Source organism: Ramlibacter sp. JJN2-2R, from assembly GCF_057747835.1.
Genome location: NZ_CM173226.1, coordinates 1,746,570 through 1,767,946 on the forward strand (window position 1 = coordinate 1,746,570; position 21,377 = coordinate 1,767,946).

Below are 21,377 nucleotides of genomic sequence, written 5' to 3' on the forward strand. Positions count from 1 at the left end.
GGTCAGGCCGCGCGCCGCAATGGCAGCGTGAAGCGGCAGCGCGGGTAGGCCGCGCAGCCCCAGAACCCGGTGCCGCGCCTGCGCGTGCTGCGCTCGACCATCTTCAGGCCGCAGCTGGCGCACGTCGGGCGCCAGTACTCGCCCTCATAGGCGTGCTGCAGCAGCGCCTGCTGCTGGGTGGGCGTGCGGGTGGCGATCAGCGCCAGCAGGCCCAGGGCGTCCAGCGTGTGGATGCCATTCTTGCGCGCGAAGAGCGACGCCTCCTCGGTGAAGGTGGACGACGTGGCGAAGGTCGCCCGCGCCAGCTTGTGCGAGGTCATCACGCCCAGCAGCTCGCGGATCTCCTTCACGCCGACCTGCTTGCCGAGCCAATGCTTGCACTGGACGATCGCCACCGGGGCGCCCTGCGCGTTGTGCGAGTGCAGCCAGATGTCCACGCCGCCGTCGGCGCCGTGCGACTGCGTGCGCGACTCGAAGCCGGCCTGCGAGAACAGCTGCGCGCACAGCGTCTCGAAGCGCTTCCACTCGATGTCGTCGAAGACCTGGCGGGTCCAGCGGGTGGCCGGCGGGCGCTGGCCGCGATGCGGCGTGAGCTCGGACTCCGCCGGCTCGGTGTGCACGACGCTGCGCGCGAAGTCGGTGGAGACGGGAAACCAGGTGGGCTCGCCCGCCTTGCGGTCGGCCGCGGCGGCGTTGGGCTTGAGGAAGTGGCCGAGGAAGGACAGCAGGATGCCCAGTCCGACCACGTACGGCAGCGGCTGGCGCAACCCGGCGGCGACAGCCCGCAGGGCGGGGCTGGAGGCGCCGCCCAGCACCAGCGAGACGACGAGAAACACGGCGCCCAGCGCTGCTAGGCCGATGCCCGTGCGCAGGAAGTGGCCGGAAATGTGCCCCTGCGGCGACTTGCGTGCCATGACGCCTCCCTCTCTTGTGCGCCCAGTCTAGGGCCGAGGCCGACGCGTTCCCAAGGAACTAATGCGCACATCGGCCGCGCATGCGGGCCGGGGGGGGCGGGTCAGCCGGCGTCGCCGGCGTCGTCCAGCACGCGCACCTTCACGCTGCGGCCCTTCACCTTGCCGGCGTTCAGCCGCGCGGCGGCCTGCGGCGCGATGCCGCGCTCCACCGCCACATAGGTGGAGAACTCGTTGACGTCGATCTTGCCGACCTGCTCGCGCGTGTAGCCCAGGTCCTTGGTCAGCGCCCCCAGCACGTCCCCGGGGCGGATCTTCTCCTTGCGCCCGCCCTGGATGTGCAGCGTGGCCATCGGCGGCACCAGCGGCCCGCCCGTGCCGGGCGTGAGTTCGGCCAGCGGGTGCCAGGCGCTCTCCTGGCCCTGCAGCTGCTCGATGCGGCCGACCGCGCCCATCTCGTCCAGGCTGGCCAGGTGCAGCGCCAGCCCGCTCTCGCCCGCGCGGCCGGTGCGGCCGATGCGGTGGATGTGCACCTCGGGGTCGGGCGTCACGTCGACGTTGAGCACGCAGGCCAGGTTGGCGATGTCGAGCCCGCGCGCGGCCACGTCGGTGGCCACCAGCACCGAGCAGCTGCGATTGGCAAAGCGCACCAGCACCTGGTCGCGCTCGCGCTGCTCCAGCTCGCCGAACAGCGCCAGCGCCGAGATGCCCTGGGCCTGCAGCGCCGCCGCCACCTCGCGGCAGCGCGCCTTGGTGTTGCAGAAGGCCAGCGTGCCGGCCGGCCGGAAGTGGTCCAGCAGCTTGCTGACGGCGGCGATGCGCTCGCTGTCCTTGACCTCGTACCAGCGCTGCTCGATCACGCCGCCGGCGTGCTGGGCCTCGACCTTCACGGTGATCGGCTCGCGCAGGAACTGCGCCGCCAGCTTGGCGATGCCCTCGGGATAGGTGGCCGAGAACAGCAGCGTCTGGCGCTGCGCGGGGCACTGCTTCGCCACCTTGGCGATGTCGTCGAAGAAGCCCATGTCCAGCATGCGGTCGGCCTCGTCGAGCACCAGCGTGTTGAGCGCGTCGAGCTGCAGGCTGCCGCGATCGAGGTGGTCCATCACGCGGCCGGGCGTGCCCACCACGATGTGCGCGCCGTGCTCCAGCGTGGCCACCTGGCCGCGCAGCGGCACGCCGCCGCAGAGGGTGACGACCTTGATGTTGTCGTCGGCGCGGGCCAGGCGCCGCACCTCGGCCGTCACCTGGTCGGCCAGCTCGCGCGTGGGGCACAGCACCAGCGACTGGACGGCGAAGCGGCGGGGGTTGAGGTTGGCCAGCAGCGTGAGCGCGAAGGCGGCGGTCTTGCCGCTGCCGGTCTTGGCCTGCGCGATCAGGTCCTTGCCCAGCAGGGCGGGCGGCAGCGCGGCCGCCTGGATCGGCGTCATCTCGAGGTAGCCGAGACGCTGCAGGTTCGCGAGGGTGGCGGGGGAGAGGGGAAGCGTGTCGAACGCGGGGGAGGCAGGCATGCGGCGATCATTCCACAGCCTGTCCCCCTCGCGCCGTGCCGGGCTGGACCCGGCATCCGATCCTGTCGCCGGCAGAGGCTACTTGTTCTTCAGCTTGCCCTTGGGCATCACCGTCGTCGTCGGCGGGACGGGGCGGTCGGACGAGGAGGACGACTCCTTCAGGGGCGTGCTGTCCTTCTTCGGCTTCTTCGCCATCTTGTTGCTACGTTGGTCGCCTTTGGCCATGGAAATTTCCTCCTGCGGTGCGAGAAATGTACCGCGCCGGCGCACGGCGCCGCACACGCTCCGATTCCCGCGATCGCCGCGGCATCCCCTGTTCGGGTAATGGGTCGCTCCGGTGTTTGCATGCATCCTCCCGGCGGCCACGGCTGTAGTGGCGAACAACATTGGAGAAGACATGCGACTGCGATCGAATTGGGGCGTTTCGGTTCGGGTCCTCGTGGTGGCCGCTGCGGCCGCTCTGGCGGCGTGTGGCGGCGGCGGTGGAGGTGATCCGACCACCGTGGCCGAGACGGGAGCCACCGACACGACCGGCGGCACGGGCAGTACCGGAAGCACCGGGGGGACCGGAGGCACCGGCAACACGGGAGGCACCGGCGGCACCGGAAGCACGGACACCACCCCGGTGGGCATCGCGCTGATCGGCCAGCAGGCCATCAACCCGGAGCAGATCACCCTGTCCGGCAACGGCACGCAGGCCTTCTTCGTCGGGCGTGACGACTCCATCTGGGCCGACAAGCTCTGGGTGACCGACGGCACCATCTCCGGCACGCGGCTGGTTCGCGACATGAACCCCGCCGGGCAGGGCGAGATCATGACCATCACGCCGTTCGCCAACGGAGTGCTCTTCGTGGGCTCGGATGGATCGACGAGCCGCGGCCTCTGGTTCTCCGACGGCACCGACGCCGGCACCCGGCTGGTGAAGGACATCGCCACCAGCACGGCCGAGAACATGGTCATGCTGGGCGTGTTCGGCGGCCGCCTGTACTTCACCGCCAACGACGGCACCGGCCGCGAGCTGTGGACCAGCGACGGCACGACCGCCGGCACCTACATGGTGGCGAACATCAACACCAACCCGTCGACGACCAATCCGAATGCGGACACCACCGTGGTGCGGCCGACGTGGTTCAACGGCAAGCTGTACTTCTATGCGTGGTATTACGAGCCGAACACCTTCACGGCGTACGCGCAGCTGTATGCGACCACCGGCGCGCCGGGCAACCTGGCCAAGCTGACGAGCAACACGTTTTCGGACAGCACGCTGCTCGACTACGACATGATCGTCTACAAGGACCGCCTGTATTTCAGCTGGCATTCGCAAGCCGCCGGCCGTGAACTGTGGAGCACCGACGGGACGATCGGCGGCACCCAGCCGTTCCGCGACATCGTCCCCGGCACGGGCTCGAGCTGGCCGTCCCACTTCCACCTGGCCGGCGACAAGCTGCTGTTCTGGGCCTACGAGCCGGCGGGCAGCGGGTCCCACAAGTCCCTGTGGTCCACCGACGGCACGTCGGCCGGCACGCAGGTGGTGAGCAAGGTCGACGTGGACGCGGGCATCGGGTCGATGGTCCTGATGAACGGCCGCTGGTACTTCCCGGGGCGCGCGCACACCACGAACAAGTACACCTTGTGGTCCACCGACGGCACCACGGCAGGCACCGGCGAAGTCAGCGCCGCGGTCACGCCCGACGGCTGGTGGTTCGAGCGCAAGGCGGTCGTGGTCGGCAGCCGCCTGGTGTTCCAGGGCACGGACGGCGTCAACGGCTTCGAACCCTGGGCGACCGATGGCACGTCGGCGGGCACCGTGATGCTGAAGAACATCAACCCCACCTCGGGCAGCTACACGGCGACCGTGGGCGCGGGCTGGCTGGCCGTGCGCAACGGCAAGGCCGTCTTCATCGCGGCGCCGGCAGCCAACGACTTCCAGCTGTGGGAGACCGATGGCACGGTGGCCGGCACGGTCATGGTCACGCCCAGCGGCGCGACGACGACCACGAACCCCGTGGGGCAGGACGGCTTCAGCTCCAAGGTGCCCAACCCGGTGCCGGTGCTGGTCAACGGAACGCTGGTGTTCCGGGGGCAGTACACGACGGCTGACGGAAGGCTCTGGAAGATGTGATGGGGGAGGCCGCTGCCGCGGCGATGGCGCGGCGGCGGCCTGGTCGCAGGCGGCAGGCGCGTTGGCGGCCTGCTCTGGCGGCCGCGACTTCACCGACCGACCCGACGCGCCTCGTCATGCCGGGCTCGACCCGGCATCCGGTCCGGTCGCCTGATGAGGCGACATGTTCTTGAGCTTGCGCAGGCAGCAAGGCCCCATGACAGCGCGCGCCAGCGGATGACCATCGGCCCGCACCTACACACAGCCCGGCCAGGCCCGCTAGCTTGAGGGAAGCGGCGCGCCGTCCCTGGCGCGCCCGCAACCACTTGCCGGGAGACCCACCATGGCCCAGGACGCCATTGCCTTGCTCGAAGCCGACCACCAGCGCGTGGAGGCCCTGTTCCGCGATTTCAAGTCGGCCGGCGGCAACCCCGCGGCCAAGCTCGACATCGCGCAGACCATCTGCATGGAACTGACCCTGCATGCGATGGTGGAGGAGGAAATCTTCTACCCCGCGTTCGCGCAGGCCACCGGCGACGAGAAGCTGGTGGAGCAGGCGCGCAGCGAGCACCAGCAGGTCAAGGAGCTGATCGCCAAGGTGCCCCAGGCCGAGAACCTCGACGGCGCCATGGAAGTGATCATGCGGCACGTTCTGGCGCACGTGGAGGAGGAGCGCCGGAACATCTTCGCGAAGGCGAAGGCGTCAGGGATGGAACTGGCGACGCTGGGCGGGCGGATTCAGACGAGGCGGGCGGAGGTGGCGACGGCGGTGCAGGAGGCCTGAACTTGCCACGCAGCGGCCCGTCGAGCGCCCGTGATTCCCGTCTATTTCGCCCAGCTGTCCTTCAAACCCGTCACCCGGTTGAAGACGGGCTTGCCCGGCGCGTGCTCGACACGATCCGCCACGAAGTACCCATGCCTCTCGAACTGGAACTTGTCATCCGCCTTGGCCGCTGACAGCGACGGCTCCACATACGCCGTCACCACCTTCAGCGACTCCGGATTGATCTCCTCCAGGAAGTCCTTCTCCCCCGTCCCCGGCTGCGGCACCGAGAACAGGCGGTCGTAGAGGCGCACTTCCGCGGCCAGGCCGTCGGCCACGCCGACCCAGGTGATGTTGCCCTTGACCTTCACGGCATCGGCGCCGGGCGTGCCGCTCTTGGTGTCCGGCACCAGCTTGGCGCGCACCAGCGTCACGTTGCCGTTCGCGTCCCTGTCCGCGCCGACGCACTCGACCACGTAGCCGTACTTCATGCGCACCTTGTTGCCCGGGAACAGGCGGAAGAAGCCCTTGGGCGGCGTCTCCTCGTAGTCGGTGCGCTCGATCCACAGCTCCTTGCCGAACATGAAGGTGCGGCGGCCGCGGCTGTCGTCGTGGGGGTGCACGGGCGCGGAGCAGGGCTCCAGGTGGCCGGCGCCCATCACCTCGTCCCAGTTCTCGATCACCAGCTTCACCGGCTCCAGCACCGCCATCGCGCGGGCGGCCTTGGGGTCCAGGTCGTCGCGCAGGGCGATCTCCAGCGTGCTGTAGTCGATCCAGCTGTCGGCCTTGGTCACGCCGATGCGCTCGGCGAACAGCTGCAGCGCCTCGGGCGTGTAGCCGCGCCGGCGCAGGCCCACGATGGTGGGCATGCGCGGGTCGTCCCAGCCGCTCACGTGCCTGTCGTCCACCAGCTGCTTGAGCTTGCGCTTGCTGGTGACCACGTAGGTGAGGTTCAGGCGCGCGAACTCGTACTGGCGCGGATGCGGCTTGTTGATCAGGCCGCCCTCGGCCAGGCGGTCCAGCAGCCAGTCGTAGAACGGCCGCTGGTCCTCGAACTCCAGCGTGCAGATGCTGTGGGTGATGTTCTCCAGCGCGTCCTCGATCGGATGCGCATAGGTGTACATCGGGTAGATGCACCACTTGTCGCCGGTGTTGTGGTGGTGCGCGTGCTTGATGCGATAGAGGGCCGGGTCCCGCAGGTTGATGTTGGGGCTGGCCATGTCGATCTTGGCCCGCAGCACCGCGGTGCCGTCGGCCAGCTTGCCGTCGCGCATCTCGCGGAAGCGGTACAGGTTCTCGTCGACGGAGCGGGTGCGGTACGGGCTGTCGGTGCCCGGGCGCGAGAAGTCGCCGCGGTTGGCGCGCATCTCCTCGGGCGACTGTTCGTCCACGTAGGCCAGGTCGGCGCCGATCAGGTATTCGGCGGCGCGGTACATGAAGTCGAAGTAGTCGCTGGCCTGGTACAGGTGGCTGGTGCCGTGGGCCTCCCAGCCGAACCCGAGCCAGTGCACGGCGTCCTTGATGCCTTCGACGTACTCGGTCTCTTCCTTCTCGGGGTTGGTGTCGTCGAAGCGCAGGTGGCAGATGCCGCCGTAGTCGCGCGCCAGCCCGAAATTCAGGCAGATGCTCTTGGCATGGCCCACGTGCAGGTAGCCGTTGGGCTCCGGCGGGAAGCGGGTGCGGATCTTGGCGGGGTCGGGCTGGCCGGACTGTTGCGTGGCCGCATCACCGGGATGGCCGGCCCATTTGCGGGCCGCATACGTGCCTCGCTCCAGGTCGCGTTCGACGATCTGGCGCAGGAAATTGCTGGGTTTGGCCGTGTCCTTGTCGGCGCTCGGGGTGGTCATATCCAACGGATTCTAGGTGCCGCTTCCCGCGTCCGCCGGCAATGGCTGAGTTACTTCCGGCAACGGAACTGACGCTTGGTGGTCAGCCGTGGCCGTGGTTGAGCGTTAAATCAGCACGGTGGCGTGTCGTTTGCGCCCCTGAATGAACAACAGGAGTTTTCAGATGCAGTTCAGCCGTTCCATCTTCGCCGCAGCGTTCCTGGGCGCGGCCGCGTTGGCCGCCGGCGCCGCACATGCGGGCGGCAACAACGTCTATTGGTCCCTGGGCGTCAACGCCGCCCCGGGCGTGGCCGTCGGTGTGAGCAACGCGCCGCCGGTCTATGTGCAGCCGGCCCCGGTCACCGTCTACACGGTGCCCCAGGTCGTGTACACGCCGCCCCAGGTGGTTTACCCCGCCGGCGCGTACTACGTGCAGCCCGCGCCGGTCTACCAGTCGGGCTGGGTGCCCCCGGGCCACCGCAAGCACCACCACCACAAGCATTGGGATTGATCGACCAGACCGTGTGCCGTTGACTAGGGAACTCTTCTCCAGGTTCTCTCCAAGCTCCCCCCGGCAAGTGCTTCGGCGCTTCCGGGGGTTTTTTTGCCTGTCGTCCGGCCCCGGTGCCCGCCATCGCGGCCGGTGCTTGGCGTCGGGGCCCCGTTGTCTGTCATTGCGGGCTCGACCCGCAATCCAGTCCCGCTGTTGGAACCGGCAACGCCCGCCCGGTAACCCGCTACCGCTCCTCCCACCCCCGCCCGTCCTCGTCCACCTCGGGCGGAAAGGTGGGCCGCAGCAGCTTCTGCTGCTCGAGCTGGTCGCGCAGATGCGGTCGGATGCTCTCCAGCCCGTACCCGCTGCGCCCGCGCCGCGGCGACCAGGCGGCGGCGCGCTGGGCCTTGCGAGCGGCGTCGCTGGGGCCGTCGCGCTTGCGCTCGGGATCGCGGTTGGTGCGGGGGTCGTTTCGGGACATCGTGTGAACGCCGGGTTGTCCCCGGCTGGTGGCCACACCGTAACCCGCGCACCGCCCCCGTCCTGACCGAGCGCATCAGAAGCGCCGGTAGGAGGGACCTTACTCCCCGCGTTCCTCCTACACATCGATGCACGAAGGCCCACAGGCCCAGCGCGCGCACGGCCGAGGGCGTTGTGGGACGCGCTCGGTGCGAATGCGAAAACGGCCGGGCAAAAAAAGAGCCCCCAGGCTTGGGGCCTGGGGGCAACATGCCAGTCGCGGGACGGAGGGCCGGACCAGCTCACCCCGGAGGAGGAGGGGACTCAGAGGAGTCGGGGTGATTGGCCGCCAGTAAACCGCATGGCATCCAGCGTGCCTGTAGGACGACGCCGCATTCCTTGTCGGCACGTGGCGCGACCATTCACCTGGCGCGCGGGGCCAGCCCATCCGCCCGCATGCCGGAGGTCGGCGCGCACCTACCGTCCCGCTCGCGTGCCACTGACTGCGCCCGGCCGTCGCGCTGCCTACGCTGCCCGGATGGCAAAGACCGTGGGCGACCAGATCCTGGAGCGCCTGCACGCCTGGGGCGTGCGGCGCGTGTTCGGCTATCCCGGGGACGGGATCAACGGGCTGATCGGCGCCTTCGGGCGCGCCGGCGACCGGCTGCAGTTCGTGCAGGCGCGGCACGAGGAGCTGGCCGCCTTCATGGCCTGCGCCCATGCGAAGTTCACCGGCGAGGTGGGCGTGTGCATGGCCACCTCGGGGCCGGGCGCCATCCACCTGCTCAATGGCCTGTACGACGCCAAGGCCGACCACCAGCCGGTGGTGGCCATCGTCGGGCAACAGGCCCGCACCGCGCTCGGCGGCGACTACCAGCAGGAGGTGGACCTGCCCTCGCTCTTCAAGGACGTGGCGCACGAATACGTGCAGCTGGCCACCGTGCCGGGCCAGGTGCGCCATCTGGTCGACCGCGCGGTGCGCATCGCGCGCGACCAGCGCACCGTCACCTGCGTGATCGTGCCGCTCGACGTGCAGGAGGAGGAGGCCGTCGACACGCCGCCGCGCGAGCACGGCACCGTGCACAGCGGCATCGGCATGACGGCCGAGCGCAGCGTGCCCGGCGCGGCCGCGCTGCAGGCCGCCGCGGACATCCTCAATGCCGGCAGCAAGGTGGCGATCCTCGCCGGCGCCGGGGCGCTGCACGCGGGCCACGAACTGGTCGAGGTGGCCGACCGCCTGGGCGCCGGCATCGCCAAGGCGCTGCTGGGCAAGGCCGCGGTGCCCGACGACCTGCCCTTCGTCACCGGCGCGGTCGGCCTGCTGGGCACGCAGCCGAGCTGGGAGCTGATGGACGAGTGCGACACCCTGCTGATGGTCGGCTCGAGCTTCCCGTACTCGGAGTTCCTGCCCAAGGAAGGCCAGGCCAAGGCGGTGCAGATCGACCTGGACAACCGGCGGCTCGGCCTGCGCTACCCGATGGACGTCAACCTGGTGGGCGACAGCAAGCTCACCCTGCAGGCGCTGCTGCCGCTGCTGCGGGCCAAGGAGGATCGCGCCTGGCGCCAGCGCATCGAAGGCAGCGTCGCCAAGTGGTGGCAGGTGATGGAGCAGCGCGCGATGACCGATGCGCGGCCCATCAATCCGCAGCGCGTGTTCTGGGAGCTGTCGCCGCTGCTGCCCGACGATGCCATCGTGTGCTGCGACTCCGGCAGCGTGGCCGCCTGGTACGCGCGCGACCTGCGCTTTCGCGGCGGGATGATGGGGTCGGTCTCGGGCGGCCTGGCGTCCATGGGCTGCGCGCTGCCGTATGCGCTGGCGGCCAAGCTGGCGCATCCCAAGCGGCCGGTGGTCGCGCTGCTGGGCGATGGCGCGATGCAGATGGTGGGGCTGAACGCGCTGATCACCGTGGCCGACCGCTGGCGCCAGTGGGACGACCCGCGCCTGGTCGTCATGGTGCTGAACAACGGCGACCTGAACATGGTCACCTGGGAGCAGCGCGGCAGCGCGGGCGATCCGCGCTTCGACGCCTCGCAGCTGCTGCCGGCGTTCCCGTACGCCGACTACGCGCGGATGCTGGGCCTGCGCGGCATCCGCATCGACCGGCCCGAGCAGGTGGCGCTGGCCTGGGAGGAGGCGCTGTCGTCCGACCGGCCGATCGTGCTGGACATGGTGGTCGACGCCAACGTGCCGCCGATCCCGCCGCACGTGAGCGGCAAGCAGGCCAAGTCGTACTTCTCGGCCCTGTGGAAAGGCGACCCGGAGGCGCTGTCGGTGCTCAAGAAGACCGCCCGCGAATGGTGGGCCGGCGTGCGGGGCTGAGAGCGCCCAGCTTCGTCATCCCGGCGCGCCGTTCGCGCCGTTCGCGCCGTTCGCCCAACCCCCTCGCTGTCATCCCGGCGCAGGCCGGGATCCAGGCGCGCGCAGTGCGCGCCCCCGACTCACATCGCCTTGAACAGGTGCGCGTAGAGCCGGCTGACCGGCAGTCGCTCCGGCCGACCGCGCAGCGACAGGTGCAGCTTGCCGGCCTCGTCGCGCGTGACCGTCTCGATGGCCGCCGCGCGCACCACGGTGCCGCGGTGCACCTGCCAGAACTGCTGCGCATCCAGCTGCGGCAGCAGGTCCTTCAGCGGCGTGCGGATCAGGTACTCGTGGCCCGCCAGCAGCACGCGCACGTACTTGTCGGCGGCCTCGAACACCAGCACGTCGGCGACCGGCACCATCCGGATGCTGTTGCCCACGCTGGCCTGGATCACCTGCAGCGGCGCGCCGGCGCGCGGCGCGGCGGCGAGCAGGTGCCGCAGCTGGTCGACCGCCTGGTCCAGGCCCGCCGCGCCGCCGCCGCGCCGCGCCAGCACGTCGCGCAGCTTGGCCACGGTGCGGGCCAGCCGCGCCGGCTGCACGGGCTTGAGCACGTAGTCGACCGCCTGCGTCTCGAAGGCCTGCACCGCGTACTGGTCGTACGCCGTGACGAACGCCAGCGCGGGGAAGGGCGAGTCGGCCGGCCACGCGTCCGCGAGTTCCGCCGCCGCTTCCAGCCCGCCCTGGCCGGGCATGCGGATGTCGAAGAACAGCACGTCGGGCCGCCGGGCCAGCGCCTGCACGACGGCGGAGGCGCCGTCGCCCACTGTCGCGACGATCCGCAGCTCCGGCCAGGCCTGCGCCAGCTCGGCCTGCAGGGCCTGCGCGAGCAGCGGCTCGTCTTCGGCGATGAGCGCGGTGGGGGCGGTCGGGGCGGTCATGGGCGCTCCTGCGGCAGGTGGATGGTGACGCGGGTGCCGTGCGGCTGCGCGGGCTCCAGCTGCAGCGAGGCGGCGGGCCCGTACAGCGTGCGGATTCGCTCGCGCACCTGCGCCAGCCCGAAGCCGGAACCGCCGGCGCTCCCGCCCGGGCCGACGCCGGTGTCGGTCACCTCGAGCAGCAGGCCGCCGTCGTGGTCGCGCGCCGAGACGACCAGTCGGCCGCCGGCCACCTGCGGCTCCAGGCCGTGCTTGATCGCGTTCTCCACCAGCGGCTGCAGCAGCAGCGTGGGCACGCGGCGCTGCGCAAGCGCGTCGGGCAGCTGCAGCTCGTACGCGAGCCGCGGGCCCATGCGTACCGCCATCAGCGCCAGGTAGTCGTGCAGCCGGTCGAACTCCTGCTGCAGCGGGTGCGTGGTGGCGCGCGACGCATCCAGCGTGGCGCGCAGGTACGCGATCATGTGGTCCAGCATCACCTGCGCGCGCGCGGGCTCGACGCCGATCAGCGCCCGCAGGTTGGCCAGCGTGTTGAACAGCATGTGCGGCTCCAGCTGCGTCTCCAGCAGCTTCAGCCGCGCCTCGTCGGCGTGGCGCCGTGCCTCGCCGACCTTGCGCTCGAGGTACGCGCTGCGGTTGCGGCTGTAGAAGTAGTAGATCGCGACCGCCGACGCGGCGATCGTGATGAGGATCGAGTTGCGCAATTCGTGCGGCGGGTGCAGCCGCAGGCCGGGCGGCACCAGGTCGAGCGCGCGGGCGATCCGGTCGCCCAGCGCGTTGCCGGCGAACCAGCCGAACACGATGCCGCCGCCCACCAGCAGCACGGCCTGCAGCCCGGTGGGCCAGCCCGTCTCGCGCGCCGACGGCAGCACCTCGCGCCCGAGGTCGATGGCGCCCCAGATGAGCAGCGAGATGCACAGCGAGTACACGGCCGGCGGCCCGAACGGGCGCTCCGGCTCGAAGCCCACCTGCAGCGCGGCGATCGCGAGCCCGAAGGCGATGGCCTGCAGCGTGTGCTGCAGCTTCTCGACCCAGTCGATCCGCATCGGGGCCTCAGCCGCCGCGCTCGCGGCGCAGCTTCTCGCGCTCGCGCTCGACCAGCCGCTCGCGCAGGCGGCTGCCGCCCCCGAGCACGAACACGCTGATGCCGTGCAGCGCCAGGCCCAGCCCCCACCCGAGCAGCGGGAAGGGCGACCAGGGCCGCGGGCCGAAGGCGCGGTCGGAGATGAGCCAGAGGAAACCGTTCACGAGCACGAAGATCGACGCGTGCGCGTAGAAGCCCAGCTTGGCCCCGGCGCGCTTGCGCGCGAGGCGATCGATGTCGTCGGGGTCCAGGGGCGTGGGCATGGCGCGACGATTCTAGGCGGCGCTCACCAGGGATCGCGCCGTGCCAGCAGGCGGGCGCGTTCGTGGCGCACCAGGCGCTCCATCAGCCCGCCGCCGGCCAACAGCAGCACGCCCAGACCGTGCACCGCCAGTCCGAAGCCCCAGCCCAGCAGGCCGCCGAAGTGGAACGGGCGGCCGCCGGACCAGGCGAGGGTGGCGAGGAACAGGTTCACGAGCACGAAGATGGTGGCGTGCACGATCCAGCCCAGGCGGGCGCCGGCGCGGCGGCGCGCTAGGCGCTCGAGCTCGGGGTCGGTGGTGAAGGCGACGGTGGCCATGGCGGTTCTCCTTGCGGACGCTGGGATCAGGCGACGGCGGGGGCGGTGGCCGGGGCCAGCGCCAGCTTCCACAGGCGGGCGGCGCGGCCGGCGAACAGGCCGTTGAAGACGCCGTAGACGGCGGCGACGGCGAGCACGAAGCCGGCGTCGTGCACGCGCTGCGGCGCCAGCGCCAGCTCCACGCCGACGGACCACTTGACCAGGAAGATGCCCGTGATCATCAGCAGCGGCAGCACGCTGCCGGCCACGAGGAAGGTGCGGCGCGCGGGGTCGTAGCTGGCGCGGGCGGTGCCGGGCAGGAAGGCGGCGGTGACCGCGGCGGCGACCCCGATCCACACCGACAGCACCTGCATGAACACGAACGAGGCCGAGAAGGCGCTCACCATGCCCCAGGCGGAGAAGGCGGCCATGCCGACCGGCACCAGGGCGACGCGGGTGGCGCCGACGGTGCGCGCGCGCAACTGGCTCAGGCCCAGGGTGAGCAGGCCGGCGAAAAGGCCCCAGACCCAGGCCGGGGTGCCGCGCACGATGGCGCCCAGGGCTTGGGGATGGTGGACGAGCAGTTGGTACAGCATGGTGGACTCCAGGAGGGAGGGGACGGGCAGGGTGGCCAGGCTGCCCCAGAGCAGCTGGCCGAGGAAGCGGCCGGGCAGCAGCGTGAAGGCGCCGGCGAGGAGGCAGGCGCCGATGTACAGGCTGCGCATGGTCTTGCGGTGGGTGGCGATGTCGCCGCGCGCCAGCGCCCGGAACGCCTGCACCAGGCTGCCCAGCACGAACGGCACCAGCAGGTGGATCGGCGTGTAGCCGGCGATGTTGGGCAGGTGGGTGTCGCGGATGAACAGGGCCGAGACGGCCGCGATGACCATCAACGTGACCCAGGCGTAGCCGAAGGCGCGGTGCAGGCGCGGGCGCTGCTGCCGGCCCTGGCGGGCCCACAGCGCGACCGGCCCGGTCGCGAGCGCGCCCAGCGCGGCGGTCATGTGGATGGCGATGGTGGGGGTCAGCTGCATGGCGGTCTCCGGTGCGATGGGGCGGACTGTGCCGGGCGGGTGGGCGCGCCGCCATGCGGTGGAGACGGAATCGCCGGGCGGGGGAGCGAAACGCGAAGTTCCGGGCGTGAAATGAGGCTTGTCATTACGGGCTCGACCCGCAATCCATCCCCAGGCTTGTCATTGCGGGCTTGACCCGCGATCCACGATCTGCACGGGCTCCTGGATTCCGGCTTTCGCCGGAATGACAGGAGACGTTTTCCGGCCTTTCGCCGAAAGGACAGGAAATGGATTCCGACCTCGCGCCGGAATGCCAGACCATGCGAGTCATCCATGGCACCATGGCACCACGACAAGGAGACACTGCCCATGCTCGACCGACAGGCCCAGGCGCTGCTGCGCCTGATCCAGGAAAAGAACATCCCGCCCACGCACACGCTGCCGCACCAGCAGGCCCGCGAGTTCTACCGGGTGCGCCGGGCCGTGACGCAGCCGGAGCCGGCCGAGGTGGCCGAGTTGCGTGAGCTGCAGGCCGCCGGCCCGGCCGGCGACATTGCGCTTCGGCTGTACCGGCCGCGCGGCAGCCAGGCCGGGCAGGTCCTGCCGGTGCTCGTCTACTTCCATGGCGGCGGCTGGGTGATCGGCGACCTGGAGACGCACGACGTGCTCTGCCGCGAGCTGGCCAACGGCGCCGCCTGCGCGGTGGTTGCGGTCGACTACCGCCTCGGGCCGGAGCACCGCTTCCCCGCCGCGGTGGACGACGCGGTGGCCGCCACGCGCTGGGTGCACGCCCATGCCGCGAGCCTGGGCCTGGACGGAACGCGGCTGGCGGTCGGCGGCGACAGCGCCGGCGGCAACCTGGCGGCGGTGGTGGCGCTCACGGCCCGCGATGCCGGCGACCTGCCGATCCGCTTCCAGCTGCTGATCTATCCGGCCACCGACCAGCGCCACGACGTGTATCCGTCACGCGCGTCCAACGGCCAGGGCTACCTGCTGGAGAAGGCGACGATGGACTGGTTCCACGACCACTACATCGACGACGCGCGGCACGACCTGGACTGGCGCGCCTCGCCCATGCTCCATCCGGACCATTCGGGCCTGCCGCCGGCGTTCGTGCTCACCGCCGGTTACGACCCGCTGCGCGACGAAGGAATCGCGTATGCGCAGAAGCTCAACGAGGCGGGAGGCCGGGCCAGCCTGGTGAGTTTCGAACGCCAGATCCACGGCTTCATCACCATGGGCAAGGTCATCGACGAGGCCAACACGGCCGTGCGCCTGTGCGCGGCCGAATTGCGGCGCGCCATCGCAGGCTGAGGTCAGCTGCCGCACCTCAGCCACGGCGATAATCCGCCCTTTGCTGTACAGGGGGGAGAGCGCGTGGATGTCGTCCTGCTGGCCAAGGCCGCGATCATGGGGGTGGTGGAAGGGCTCACCGAGTTCCTGCCCATCTCCAGCACCGGCCACCTGATCCTCGCGGGCGCGCTGCTGGGGTTCGACGACGAGAAGGCCAAGGTCTTCGACATCGCCATCCAGACCGGCGCGATCCTGGCGGTGCTGATCGTGTACTGGCAGAAGATCCGCAGCACGGTCGTCGCGCTGCCCACCCAGCGCCAGGCGCAGCGCTTCGCGCTCAACGTGCTGATCGCCTTCCTGCCCGCGGTCGTGCTCGGGCTGGTGTTCGGCAAGGCCATCAAGGCGCACCTGTTCAATGCCGGCGTGGTCGCCACCACCTTCATCCTGGGCGGCCTGGTCATCCTGTGGGCCGAGCGGCGGCAGCAGGGCACGGTGCGCATCCAGGAAGTCGACGAGATGACGCCGTGGGACGCGCTCAAGGTCGGGCTGGTGCAGTGCCTGGCGATGATCCCGGGCACCAGCCGCAGCGGCGCCACCATCATCGGCGGCATGCTGCTGGGCCTGTCGCGCAAGGCGGCGACCGATTTCTCGTTCTACTTGGCCATCCCGACGCTGATCGGGGCGGGCGCGTACAGCCTCTACAAGGAGCGCGCCCTGCTGTCGGCGGCCGACCTGCCGCTGTTCATGGTCGGGCTGGTGCTGTCGTTCCTGAGCGCGTGGGCCTGCGTGCGCTGGCTGCTGCGCTACATCTCCAGCCACAGCTTCACGCCGTTCGCCTGGTACCGCATCGCCTTCGGCATCGTGGTGTTCCTCACGGCCTGGATGGGCTGGGTCGACTGGCGCGACTGAAACCGGCGCCATCCCGGGCGACGGATGGGTCTTGCGGGTCCTGTCCTACCCCGGACATGGGCGGCAACCCGACAAGTTCTCGCGGTGCGGCAGTGCACCATTGCGCTTCAGGCGGCCTTCGGGCGGCCAAGGCTCATTCATGGAACAGCAGGAACCAGGTCAAGGCGACCGGAGCGCGCAGGACGGCGCCTCCCCGCCGCAGCAGCAGGCGCAGCAGCCGCAGGCCCCCCGTGTCGACGGCACCTGGGGGCAGGGCGCCGCGACCGCGCTCGAGTCCCTGCGCCGCCGCAACTATCGGGGCCGCCGCCAGCCGGCGGACGGCCGTCCCTCCTCGGAGTGAACGCGTTCGCATGATGTGAAAGACCAAGGGCTGCCGCGGCAGCCCTTGTCGTTGGCGGGTCGACCCGCGCGGTCAGCGTCCGAGCTCGCGCCGTCGCAGCGGGCGCCATTCGTCCTGCGGCTGCGCGAGGCGGTCGACCACGATCCGCAGCACCTGCGGGTGCGTGACCATCCCCAGGTGGCTCGCACCGACCTCCACGCTCTCCGAGCGCGCGGTGCGGCGCTCGATGCATCCGCGCCAGGCCACGACGCCGTCCGTCTTGCTGTAGATCGAGGTGGTGGGCACCGGCGGCGTGGCGCGCAGGCGCGCCTGCATCGCGGGCGTGAGCGCCGAGGTGTCGCCATTGAGCATGGTGAAAACGGTCTCGGCATGGGTCGAGCCGCGCATCGAGGCGAACGGCGTGCCCAGCGTGATCACCTGCCGCACCGCATCGGGCGCCCGCTTGGCCAGCTCCCGCGCATAGATGCCGCCCAGGCTCCAGCCCACCAGGCTCACCTTGGTGCCGGCCTGGTCGTGGTGGCGGCGCACGTCCTCCTCCAGCCCGGACAGCCACTCGTCGAACTCGCCTTCAGGGCCCGTGTTGACGCCGCGCCCCCAGCAATGGGCCGAGAAGCCGGAGTCGTTGATGTAGCGCCGCAGGTGCGAGGTGGTGAAGGGCGCGCCCCCGAGGCCGGGGAAGACGATCACCGGATGGCCGTCGCCGACCGGTTGCGCGCTGGCGCCGAACTTGGCGGCACAGAAGTCGAACACCGCGCGCACCGGTTCCATCGCGAGAAGCGACAGGGGCGGCGCCTGGTAGGGGTTCTGGAGCGAGGCAGTGGAAGGCATGGTTCCACTGTGCGCCCGGAGCCCATCCGGGGGCTGTGGGGCGTCGTTGCGCGCCTGTGTAGGACCCTCGCGGCGACGGGGCGGCGCATCGTCCTTCGGTCAACCCCTGACCGGGGCGCCGAAGGCCTCGTCGATCACGGCGGCCACGCGCTGCGCCGACTGGCCGACCAGGTCCAGGTGCCCGCCCGGCAACTCGGCCAGGCGCAGGCCGGGACCGCTCACATGGCGCCAAGCCGGCAGCGGATCGATGCGGCCGGGCAGCCGGTCGCGGGCCCGCACGAACACGATCGGCCCGGTGTAGGGCAGCGGCCGGTAGGCGGCCATGGCTTCGGAAAGGGCGTCGAACACGCGTTCCTGCGCGGGCGGCAGGCCCATGCCCGCGCTCGGCCGCAGCGGCTGCTCCCAGCCCAGCGCCACGCGCAGGTCGTGCACGGCCCGCCTGGTCCGGATGCGTGCGTACGTGCCCATCTCGGCCGGCGCCGCGTGGGCCAGCCGCCGGCCGGCATCGACCGTGCGCTGCGCGGTGCGCCGCAGCCACCCCACCTCCGGGCGTTCCACGTAGGGATCGAGCAGGACCAGCTGTTCCACCGCTTCGCCGCGGGCGGCGAGCCGGCGCGCCATCTCATACGCGACCAGCCCGCCGAACGAGAAGCCGCACAGCGCATAGGGCCCCGCGGGCTGCACGGTCCGCAGGTCGGACAGGTAGGCCTCGGCGATGGCTTCGACCTGGCGCTGCGGCGGCTGCGCGTCGTCCAGGCCGTGCGCCAGAAAGCCCCAGATCGGGCGAGAGGTGCGCAGCGATTGCACGACCCGCCAGCACTCCATCACCGTGCCGCTCAGGCCGTGCACGAGGAACACCGGCCGGCCGTCGCCTTCGCGCATGCGAACGAGCGTGGGCGAGGGCGCCGGGCCGTGCGATTCGATCAGCGCGGCCAGGCGCCGCACCGTCGGCGCTTCCAGCAGCGCCGACAGTGGCAGTGCGCAGCCGGTCGTCTCCTGCACCGCGCGCAGCAGGCGAGCGCCGAGGAGCGAGTTGCCGCCCAGCGCGAAGAAGTTGTCGTCGGCGCCCAGCGCCAGGCCGAAATGGCGCTCCCAGAGGAGCCGCAACTGCTCCACCAGGGTGCCGGCGGCGGTCGGCGGGACGGCGGTTGGGGCCGGCTCGCGCAGGGCGGCGTGGCCGCGGATCGCCTCGAGCGACTCGGGATTGCGCAGGGCGCCCAGGTTCTCCACCGCCTGGCCATGCACCGCCGCGCGCGCGGCGGCCGCGGACACCTTGCCGCTGTGCGTGAGCGGCAGGGCCGGCACGTCCAGCAGCAGGTCCGGCACGTGCGCCGTCGACAACTGGTCGGCGACCTGGCGCCGCAGGCGGGCCGCCAGCTCCGCATCCAGCACCTTGCCGGGGGCGAGCACCAGCAGCGCCAGGATCCGCGGCTCGCCGACCCGGCGTTCGACCACCATGGCTTCGGTGATGCCGGGCGTGGCGGCCAGGATGCGCTCGACTTCGCCCGGCCAGAACTTGGTGCCGCGCACGTTGACCAGCCCGTCGGCGCGGCCGTGCAGCCGCGCACCGCCGGCGGCCGAGAACTCGATCAGGTCGCCGTGCGTCCAGACGCCGGGGTTCTGCGCGAAATAGGCCGCATGGAACCGCTGGCCGTCGGTGTCGCCGAAGAAGCCGAGCGGCCGCGAGGGAAACGGGTTGGTGCACACCAGGTGGCCGATCCCGGTTGCCTGCCGGCCGTCCTGCCAGGCCTGCACGTCCAGCCCGAGGCTGCGGCACTGCGCCTCGCCCGGAAGCACGGGCAGGTCCGGATGGCCGAGCACGAAGCAGCCGATGATGTCGGTGCCGCCCGAGATGGACTGCACCGGCACGGCCTTGGCCTGGCGGGTGACCCAGTGGAACTGCGCGTCGTGCAGCACGGCGCCGGTGGACAACACCGCGCGCAGGGCGTCCAGGCCGAACCGCGCGGGCACCACGCCGGCCTCCTCGCACATGCGCAGGTAGCCCGGGCTGGTGCCGAACACGGTGACCTGCTCGCGCGCCACCAGCTTCCACAAGCGGTCGACGCTGTCGATCGGGCCGTCGTAGGTGACGATCTCCACGCCCGAGGCCAGCGCCGACAGCTGCCAGTTCCACATCATCCAGCCGCAGCTGGTGTGGAAGTAGAGCCGGTCGCCCGGCCGCAGGTCGGTGTGCAGCCGGTGCTCCTTGACGTGCTCGAGCAGCGTGCCGCCCGCGCCATGCACGATGCACTTGGGCCGCCCGGTCGTGCCGGAGGAGAACATCACGAACAGCGGGTGGTTGAACGGTCGCCGCGTCCATGCGAACGCCGCGGGATCGGGCGCGAGCAGGTCGTCGAACGCGTGCTGCGTGGGCGCGGCGTCGGCGGGCAGCGCGCCCTCGTCCATCCGCACCACCGCCTGCAACGAGGGCAGCTGGCGGGCGAGCGCCGCCACCTTCTCGTCCAGGGGCATGCCGGTGTCGAAGGGTTGCGGCGCCAGGTGCGCCGCCAGGACGCGGGGCTCCAGCGGGCCGAAGCGGTCCAGCAGCGCCTGCACGCCCATGTCGGGCGCCGCGGTCGAGAGCGTCGCACCGAGCGCGGTGACCGCCAGCGCGAGCGCGATGGCACGGGCGTCGTTGCGCAGCACGGCGACGACCCGCTCGCCCGGCCCGACGCCCAGCCTGGCCAGGCCCTGCGCCAGCCGCGCGACCTGCTCGCGCAGTTCGCCGCGCGTGAGCGTGCGCCGGCTGCCGTCGGCATGGCACTCGCGCACCGCCGGCGCATCGGCGCCGGCGACCGACAGGCTCAGCAGGCTGTCGGCGTAATTGAGTTCGAGGCCGGGGAAGAAGACGGCATGTTCCGGATCGTCACCGATGCACACCGGCTCGGCGTCGCCCGCGATCCCCAGCGGGCCGCGGCACCACCGCAGCATCGCCAGCCAGAACGCGCGGTACTCGGTGGCGGACCACGCATGCAGGTCCGTCCAGCCGGTGAAGCGGCGCTGCGCCACGTCCTCCAGCGACTTGCCGAAGGCAGCCAGCTGGGAAGGGCGCGCAGCGTCCCGGCCAATCCAGATGCCCTCGTCGCCGCGCCCGTTGCCACAGGGCGTCGCGGGAACAGTCGACTGCATTCCCATGCAGGCCAGTGTAGGAACGCCGGCCGCGCGTGCGCTTGCGGAAACGCAAGTGGACTAGGTCGGGAACAACTTCAGCCGCAAAACGTTTCCAGCGAACGCAGCGCGGCCTCGATGGCCGCCGCGGTGGCCAGCGGCTTTTCCATCGGGAACAGGTGGCTGCCGTCGAGCATCATCATCCGCCCCTGCGTCACCTTCTGCGTCATCGACAGGCCCACCTGGCGCAGCTCCTCGGACTGGCAGCCGCCGATGAAGGCGGCCGGGCTGCGCAGCGGGTGGCGGCGCAGCACGCGCTCCATGTTGTCTGGCAGCGTGTTGTAGATGGCGGTCTCGACCTCGCGGTCGAAGCTCAGCATGCGCTCGCCGTCCACGTCATGCGTGCAAAGGTTCACGTAGTCGTGCAGCACCTGCTCGTCCCACTGCGCGAACGCCTTCTTGTGGCGGAAATGCTCGAATGCCGCCTCGCGCGTCGGCCAGCGGTTCTTGCGCTGGCGGCTGATGCGCCCCGGCGAGATCGACCCGACCAGCTGGGTGCGCTTGGCGGCGCCGAGCGCATGCGCCTTCCAGCCGCCCAGCAGGGGCGAGTCGAGCATCAGCACACCGCGCGCGAGCTCGGGATGGCGCGCCGCGCACAGGATGCTCAGGAAGCCGCCCAGCGAATGGCCGACGAAGAATGCCGGCTCGCCGGCCTGCACCACCTCGCGCTCGGCGAACTCGTGCAGCTGCTCCAGCAGGTGCGGCCAGTTGTTGGTGACCGGGTGGCGCTCGTCGTGGCCGAACTTGTCCACGGCCTTGACGATGAAGCCGCGCGAGCGCAGCTGCTTGAAGAGCACCGTGTAGGTGGCAGCGGGAAAGCTGTTGGCGTGGGAAAAGACGATGAGGGACATGGAGGCGCGAACGAACGCGACGGCGGCCGGGCACCGCCGC

Annotated in this window: 19 protein-coding genes and 1 pseudogene; 7 read left to right on the forward strand and 13 right to left on the reverse strand. The window is 71.1% G+C overall.

Going from position 1 to position 21,377, the window contains the following annotated elements:
- Window positions 1-2: 2 nt before the first annotated feature.
- A complete protein-coding gene (locus tag AC3ANR_RS08660) occupies window positions 3-914 on the reverse strand; it encodes a restriction endonuclease (protein ID WP_488291471.1) in 912 nt (303 codons plus the stop codon).
- A 101-nt stretch (window positions 915-1,015) separates the two neighbouring features.
- Window positions 1,016-2,419, reverse strand: a complete 1,404-nt coding sequence (gene dbpA, locus AC3ANR_RS08665; protein ID WP_488291472.1) for an ATP-dependent RNA helicase DbpA — start codon at window positions 2,417-2,419, stop codon at window positions 1,016-1,018.
- Window positions 2,420-2,921: 502 nt separating this feature from the next.
- Here dbpA and AC3ANR_RS08670 point away from each other — a divergent pair.
- Both AC3ANR_RS08670 and AC3ANR_RS08675 read left to right on the forward strand, forming a co-directional pair.
- Window positions 2,922-4,541 (forward strand): hypothetical protein, encoded by a 1,620-nt coding sequence (locus AC3ANR_RS08670; RefSeq protein WP_488291473.1) that lies wholly within the window; start codon window positions 2,922-2,924, stop codon window positions 4,539-4,541.
- 322 nt (window positions 4,542-4,863) lie between these two features.
- Window positions 4,864-5,304 (forward strand): hemerythrin domain-containing protein, encoded by a 441-nt coding sequence (locus AC3ANR_RS08675; protein WP_488291474.1) that lies wholly within the window; start codon window positions 4,864-4,866, stop codon window positions 5,302-5,304.
- Window positions 5,305-5,345: 41 nt separating this feature from the next.
- On the opposite strand, the gene AC3ANR_RS08680 is transcribed toward AC3ANR_RS08675, so the two are convergent.
- On the reverse strand, window positions 5,346-7,130 hold the full coding sequence (locus tag AC3ANR_RS08680; RefSeq protein WP_488291475.1) for a glutamine--tRNA ligase/YqeY domain fusion protein: 1,785 nt from the start codon (window positions 7,128-7,130) through the stop codon (window positions 5,346-5,348).
- 163 nt (window positions 7,131-7,293) lie between these two features.
- On the opposite strand from AC3ANR_RS08680, the gene AC3ANR_RS08685 reads away from it, so the two are divergent.
- Window positions 7,294-7,620: a hypothetical protein gene (locus tag AC3ANR_RS08685; protein WP_488291476.1), complete on the forward strand. Its 327-nt coding sequence runs from the start codon at window positions 7,294-7,296 to the stop codon at window positions 7,618-7,620.
- Window positions 7,621-7,846: 226 nt separating this feature from the next.
- On the opposite strand, the gene AC3ANR_RS08690 is transcribed toward AC3ANR_RS08685, so the two are convergent.
- Window positions 7,847-8,083 carry a hypothetical protein gene (locus tag AC3ANR_RS08690; protein WP_488291477.1) on the reverse strand — a complete coding sequence of 79 codons (237 nt, stop codon included), beginning with the start codon at window positions 8,081-8,083 and terminating at the stop codon, window positions 7,847-7,849.
- 516 nt (window positions 8,084-8,599) lie between these two features.
- Here AC3ANR_RS08690 and AC3ANR_RS08695 point away from each other — a divergent pair.
- Window positions 8,600-10,381, forward strand: a complete 1,782-nt coding sequence (locus tag AC3ANR_RS08695) for a thiamine pyrophosphate-requiring protein (RefSeq protein ID WP_488291478.1) — start codon at window positions 8,600-8,602, stop codon at window positions 10,379-10,381.
- Between the two features lie 119 nt (window positions 10,382-10,500).
- Here AC3ANR_RS08695 and AC3ANR_RS08700 read toward each other — a convergent pair whose 3' ends face one another.
- From AC3ANR_RS08700 to AC3ANR_RS08725, 6 genes and pseudogenes are all read right to left on the reverse strand, one after another.
- A complete protein-coding gene (locus AC3ANR_RS08700) occupies window positions 10,501-11,301 on the reverse strand; it encodes a LytR/AlgR family response regulator transcription factor (RefSeq protein WP_488291479.1) in 801 nt (266 codons plus the stop codon).
- Window positions 11,298-12,341, reverse strand: a complete 1,044-nt coding sequence (locus AC3ANR_RS08705; protein ID WP_488291480.1) for a sensor histidine kinase — start codon at window positions 12,339-12,341, stop codon at window positions 11,298-11,300. Before AC3ANR_RS08705 ends, AC3ANR_RS08700 begins: the two co-directional genes overlap by 4 nt.
- 7 nt (window positions 12,342-12,348) lie before the next feature.
- Window positions 12,349-12,642 (reverse strand): 2TM domain-containing protein, encoded by a 294-nt coding sequence (locus AC3ANR_RS08710; protein WP_488291481.1) that lies wholly within the window; start codon window positions 12,640-12,642, stop codon window positions 12,349-12,351.
- A gap of 23 nt (window positions 12,643-12,665) precedes the next feature.
- Window positions 12,666-12,959: a 2TM domain-containing protein gene (locus tag AC3ANR_RS08715; RefSeq protein ID WP_488291482.1), complete on the reverse strand. Its 294-nt coding sequence runs from the start codon at window positions 12,957-12,959 to the stop codon at window positions 12,666-12,668.
- A gap of 26 nt (window positions 12,960-12,985) precedes the next feature.
- Window positions 12,986-13,534 (reverse strand): DUF6622 family protein, encoded by a 549-nt coding sequence (locus tag AC3ANR_RS08720; protein WP_488291778.1) that lies wholly within the window; start codon window positions 13,532-13,534, stop codon window positions 12,986-12,988.
- Window positions 13,535-13,570: 36 nt separating this feature from the next.
- A pseudogene (locus AC3ANR_RS08725) lies at window positions 13,571-13,969 on the reverse strand (DUF2306 domain-containing protein); the annotation flags it as partial.
- Between the two features lie 348 nt (window positions 13,970-14,317).
- Between AC3ANR_RS08725 and AC3ANR_RS08730 the strand changes: the two are divergent.
- The 3 genes from AC3ANR_RS08730 (at window position 14,318) to AC3ANR_RS08740 (ending at window position 16,490) form a co-directional block, all read left to right on the forward strand.
- Window positions 14,318-15,262: an alpha/beta hydrolase gene (locus tag AC3ANR_RS08730; RefSeq protein ID WP_488291483.1), complete on the forward strand. Its 945-nt coding sequence runs from the start codon at window positions 14,318-14,320 to the stop codon at window positions 15,260-15,262.
- A gap of 63 nt (window positions 15,263-15,325) precedes the next feature.
- Window positions 15,326-16,150 (forward strand): undecaprenyl-diphosphate phosphatase, encoded by an 825-nt coding sequence (locus AC3ANR_RS08735; RefSeq protein ID WP_488291484.1) that lies wholly within the window; start codon window positions 15,326-15,328, stop codon window positions 16,148-16,150.
- 139 nt (window positions 16,151-16,289) lie between these two features.
- Window positions 16,290-16,490, forward strand: coding sequence for a hypothetical protein (locus AC3ANR_RS08740; RefSeq protein WP_488291485.1), 201 nt, complete (start codon window positions 16,290-16,292; stop codon window positions 16,488-16,490).
- 72 nt (window positions 16,491-16,562) lie between these two features.
- On the opposite strand, the gene AC3ANR_RS08745 is transcribed toward AC3ANR_RS08740, so the two are convergent.
- The 3 genes from AC3ANR_RS08745 to AC3ANR_RS08755 all read right to left on the reverse strand — a co-directional run bounded on the left by AC3ANR_RS08745 (window position 16,563) and on the right by AC3ANR_RS08755 (window position 21,337).
- Entirely contained in the window at window positions 16,563-17,318 is a 756-nt protein-coding gene (locus AC3ANR_RS08745; RefSeq protein ID WP_488291486.1) for a hypothetical protein, read from the reverse strand.
- A 99-nt stretch (window positions 17,319-17,417) separates the two neighbouring features.
- Window positions 17,418-20,447, reverse strand: coding sequence for an acetoacetate--CoA ligase (locus tag AC3ANR_RS08750; protein WP_488291487.1), 3,030 nt, complete (start codon window positions 20,445-20,447; stop codon window positions 17,418-17,420).
- Window positions 20,448-20,524: 77 nt separating this feature from the next.
- Window positions 20,525-21,337 (reverse strand): alpha/beta hydrolase, encoded by an 813-nt coding sequence (locus tag AC3ANR_RS08755; protein WP_488291488.1) that lies wholly within the window; start codon window positions 21,335-21,337, stop codon window positions 20,525-20,527.
- Between the last annotated feature and the right edge of the window lie 40 nt (window positions 21,338-21,377).

Bases quoted from the DNA above. Each gene is read 5' to 3' on its own strand.
- AC3ANR_RS08660 (WP_488291471.1), bottom strand. From the start codon at position 914: ATGGCACGCAAGTCGCCGCAGGGGCACATTTCCGGCCACTTCCTGCGC.
- AC3ANR_RS08710 (WP_488291481.1), bottom strand. From the start codon at position 12,642: ATGCCCACGCCCCTGGACCCCGACGACATCGATCGCCTCGCGCGCAAG.
- dbpA (WP_488291472.1), bottom strand. From the start codon at position 2,419: ATGCCTGCCTCCCCCGCGTTCGACACGCTTCCCCTCTCCCCCGCCACC.
- AC3ANR_RS08715 (WP_488291482.1), bottom strand. From the start codon at position 12,959: ATGGCCACCGTCGCCTTCACCACCGACCCCGAGCTCGAGCGCCTAGCG.
- AC3ANR_RS08730 (WP_488291483.1), top strand. From the start codon at position 14,318: ATGCTCGACCGACAGGCCCAGGCGCTGCTGCGCCTGATCCAGGAAAAG.
- AC3ANR_RS08675 (WP_488291474.1), top strand. From the start codon at position 4,864: ATGGCCCAGGACGCCATTGCCTTGCTCGAAGCCGACCACCAGCGCGTG.
- AC3ANR_RS08755 (WP_488291488.1), bottom strand. From the start codon at position 21,337: ATGTCCCTCATCGTCTTTTCCCACGCCAACAGCTTTCCCGCTGCCACC.
- AC3ANR_RS08690 (WP_488291477.1), bottom strand. From the start codon at position 8,083: ATGTCCCGAAACGACCCCCGCACCAACCGCGATCCCGAGCGCAAGCGC.
- AC3ANR_RS08720 (WP_488291778.1), bottom strand. From the start codon at position 13,534: ATGCTGTACCAACTGCTCGTCCACCATCCCCAAGCCCTGGGCGCCATC.
- AC3ANR_RS08750 (WP_488291487.1), bottom strand. From the start codon at position 20,447: ATGCAGTCGACTGTTCCCGCGACGCCCTGTGGCAACGGGCGCGGCGAC.
- AC3ANR_RS08705 (WP_488291480.1), bottom strand. From the start codon at position 12,341: ATGCGGATCGACTGGGTCGAGAAGCTGCAGCACACGCTGCAGGCCATC.
- AC3ANR_RS08740 (WP_488291485.1), top strand. From the start codon at position 16,290: ATGGAACAGCAGGAACCAGGTCAAGGCGACCGGAGCGCGCAGGACGGC.
- AC3ANR_RS08695 (WP_488291478.1), top strand. From the start codon at position 8,600: ATGGCAAAGACCGTGGGCGACCAGATCCTGGAGCGCCTGCACGCCTGG.
- AC3ANR_RS08685 (WP_488291476.1), top strand. From the start codon at position 7,294: ATGCAGTTCAGCCGTTCCATCTTCGCCGCAGCGTTCCTGGGCGCGGCC.
- AC3ANR_RS08745 (WP_488291486.1), bottom strand. From the start codon at position 17,318: ATGCCTTCCACTGCCTCGCTCCAGAACCCCTACCAGGCGCCGCCCCTG.
- AC3ANR_RS08700 (WP_488291479.1), bottom strand. From the start codon at position 11,301: ATGACCGCCCCGACCGCCCCCACCGCGCTCATCGCCGAAGACGAGCCG.
- AC3ANR_RS08680 (WP_488291475.1), bottom strand. From the start codon at position 7,130: ATGACCACCCCGAGCGCCGACAAGGACACGGCCAAACCCAGCAATTTC.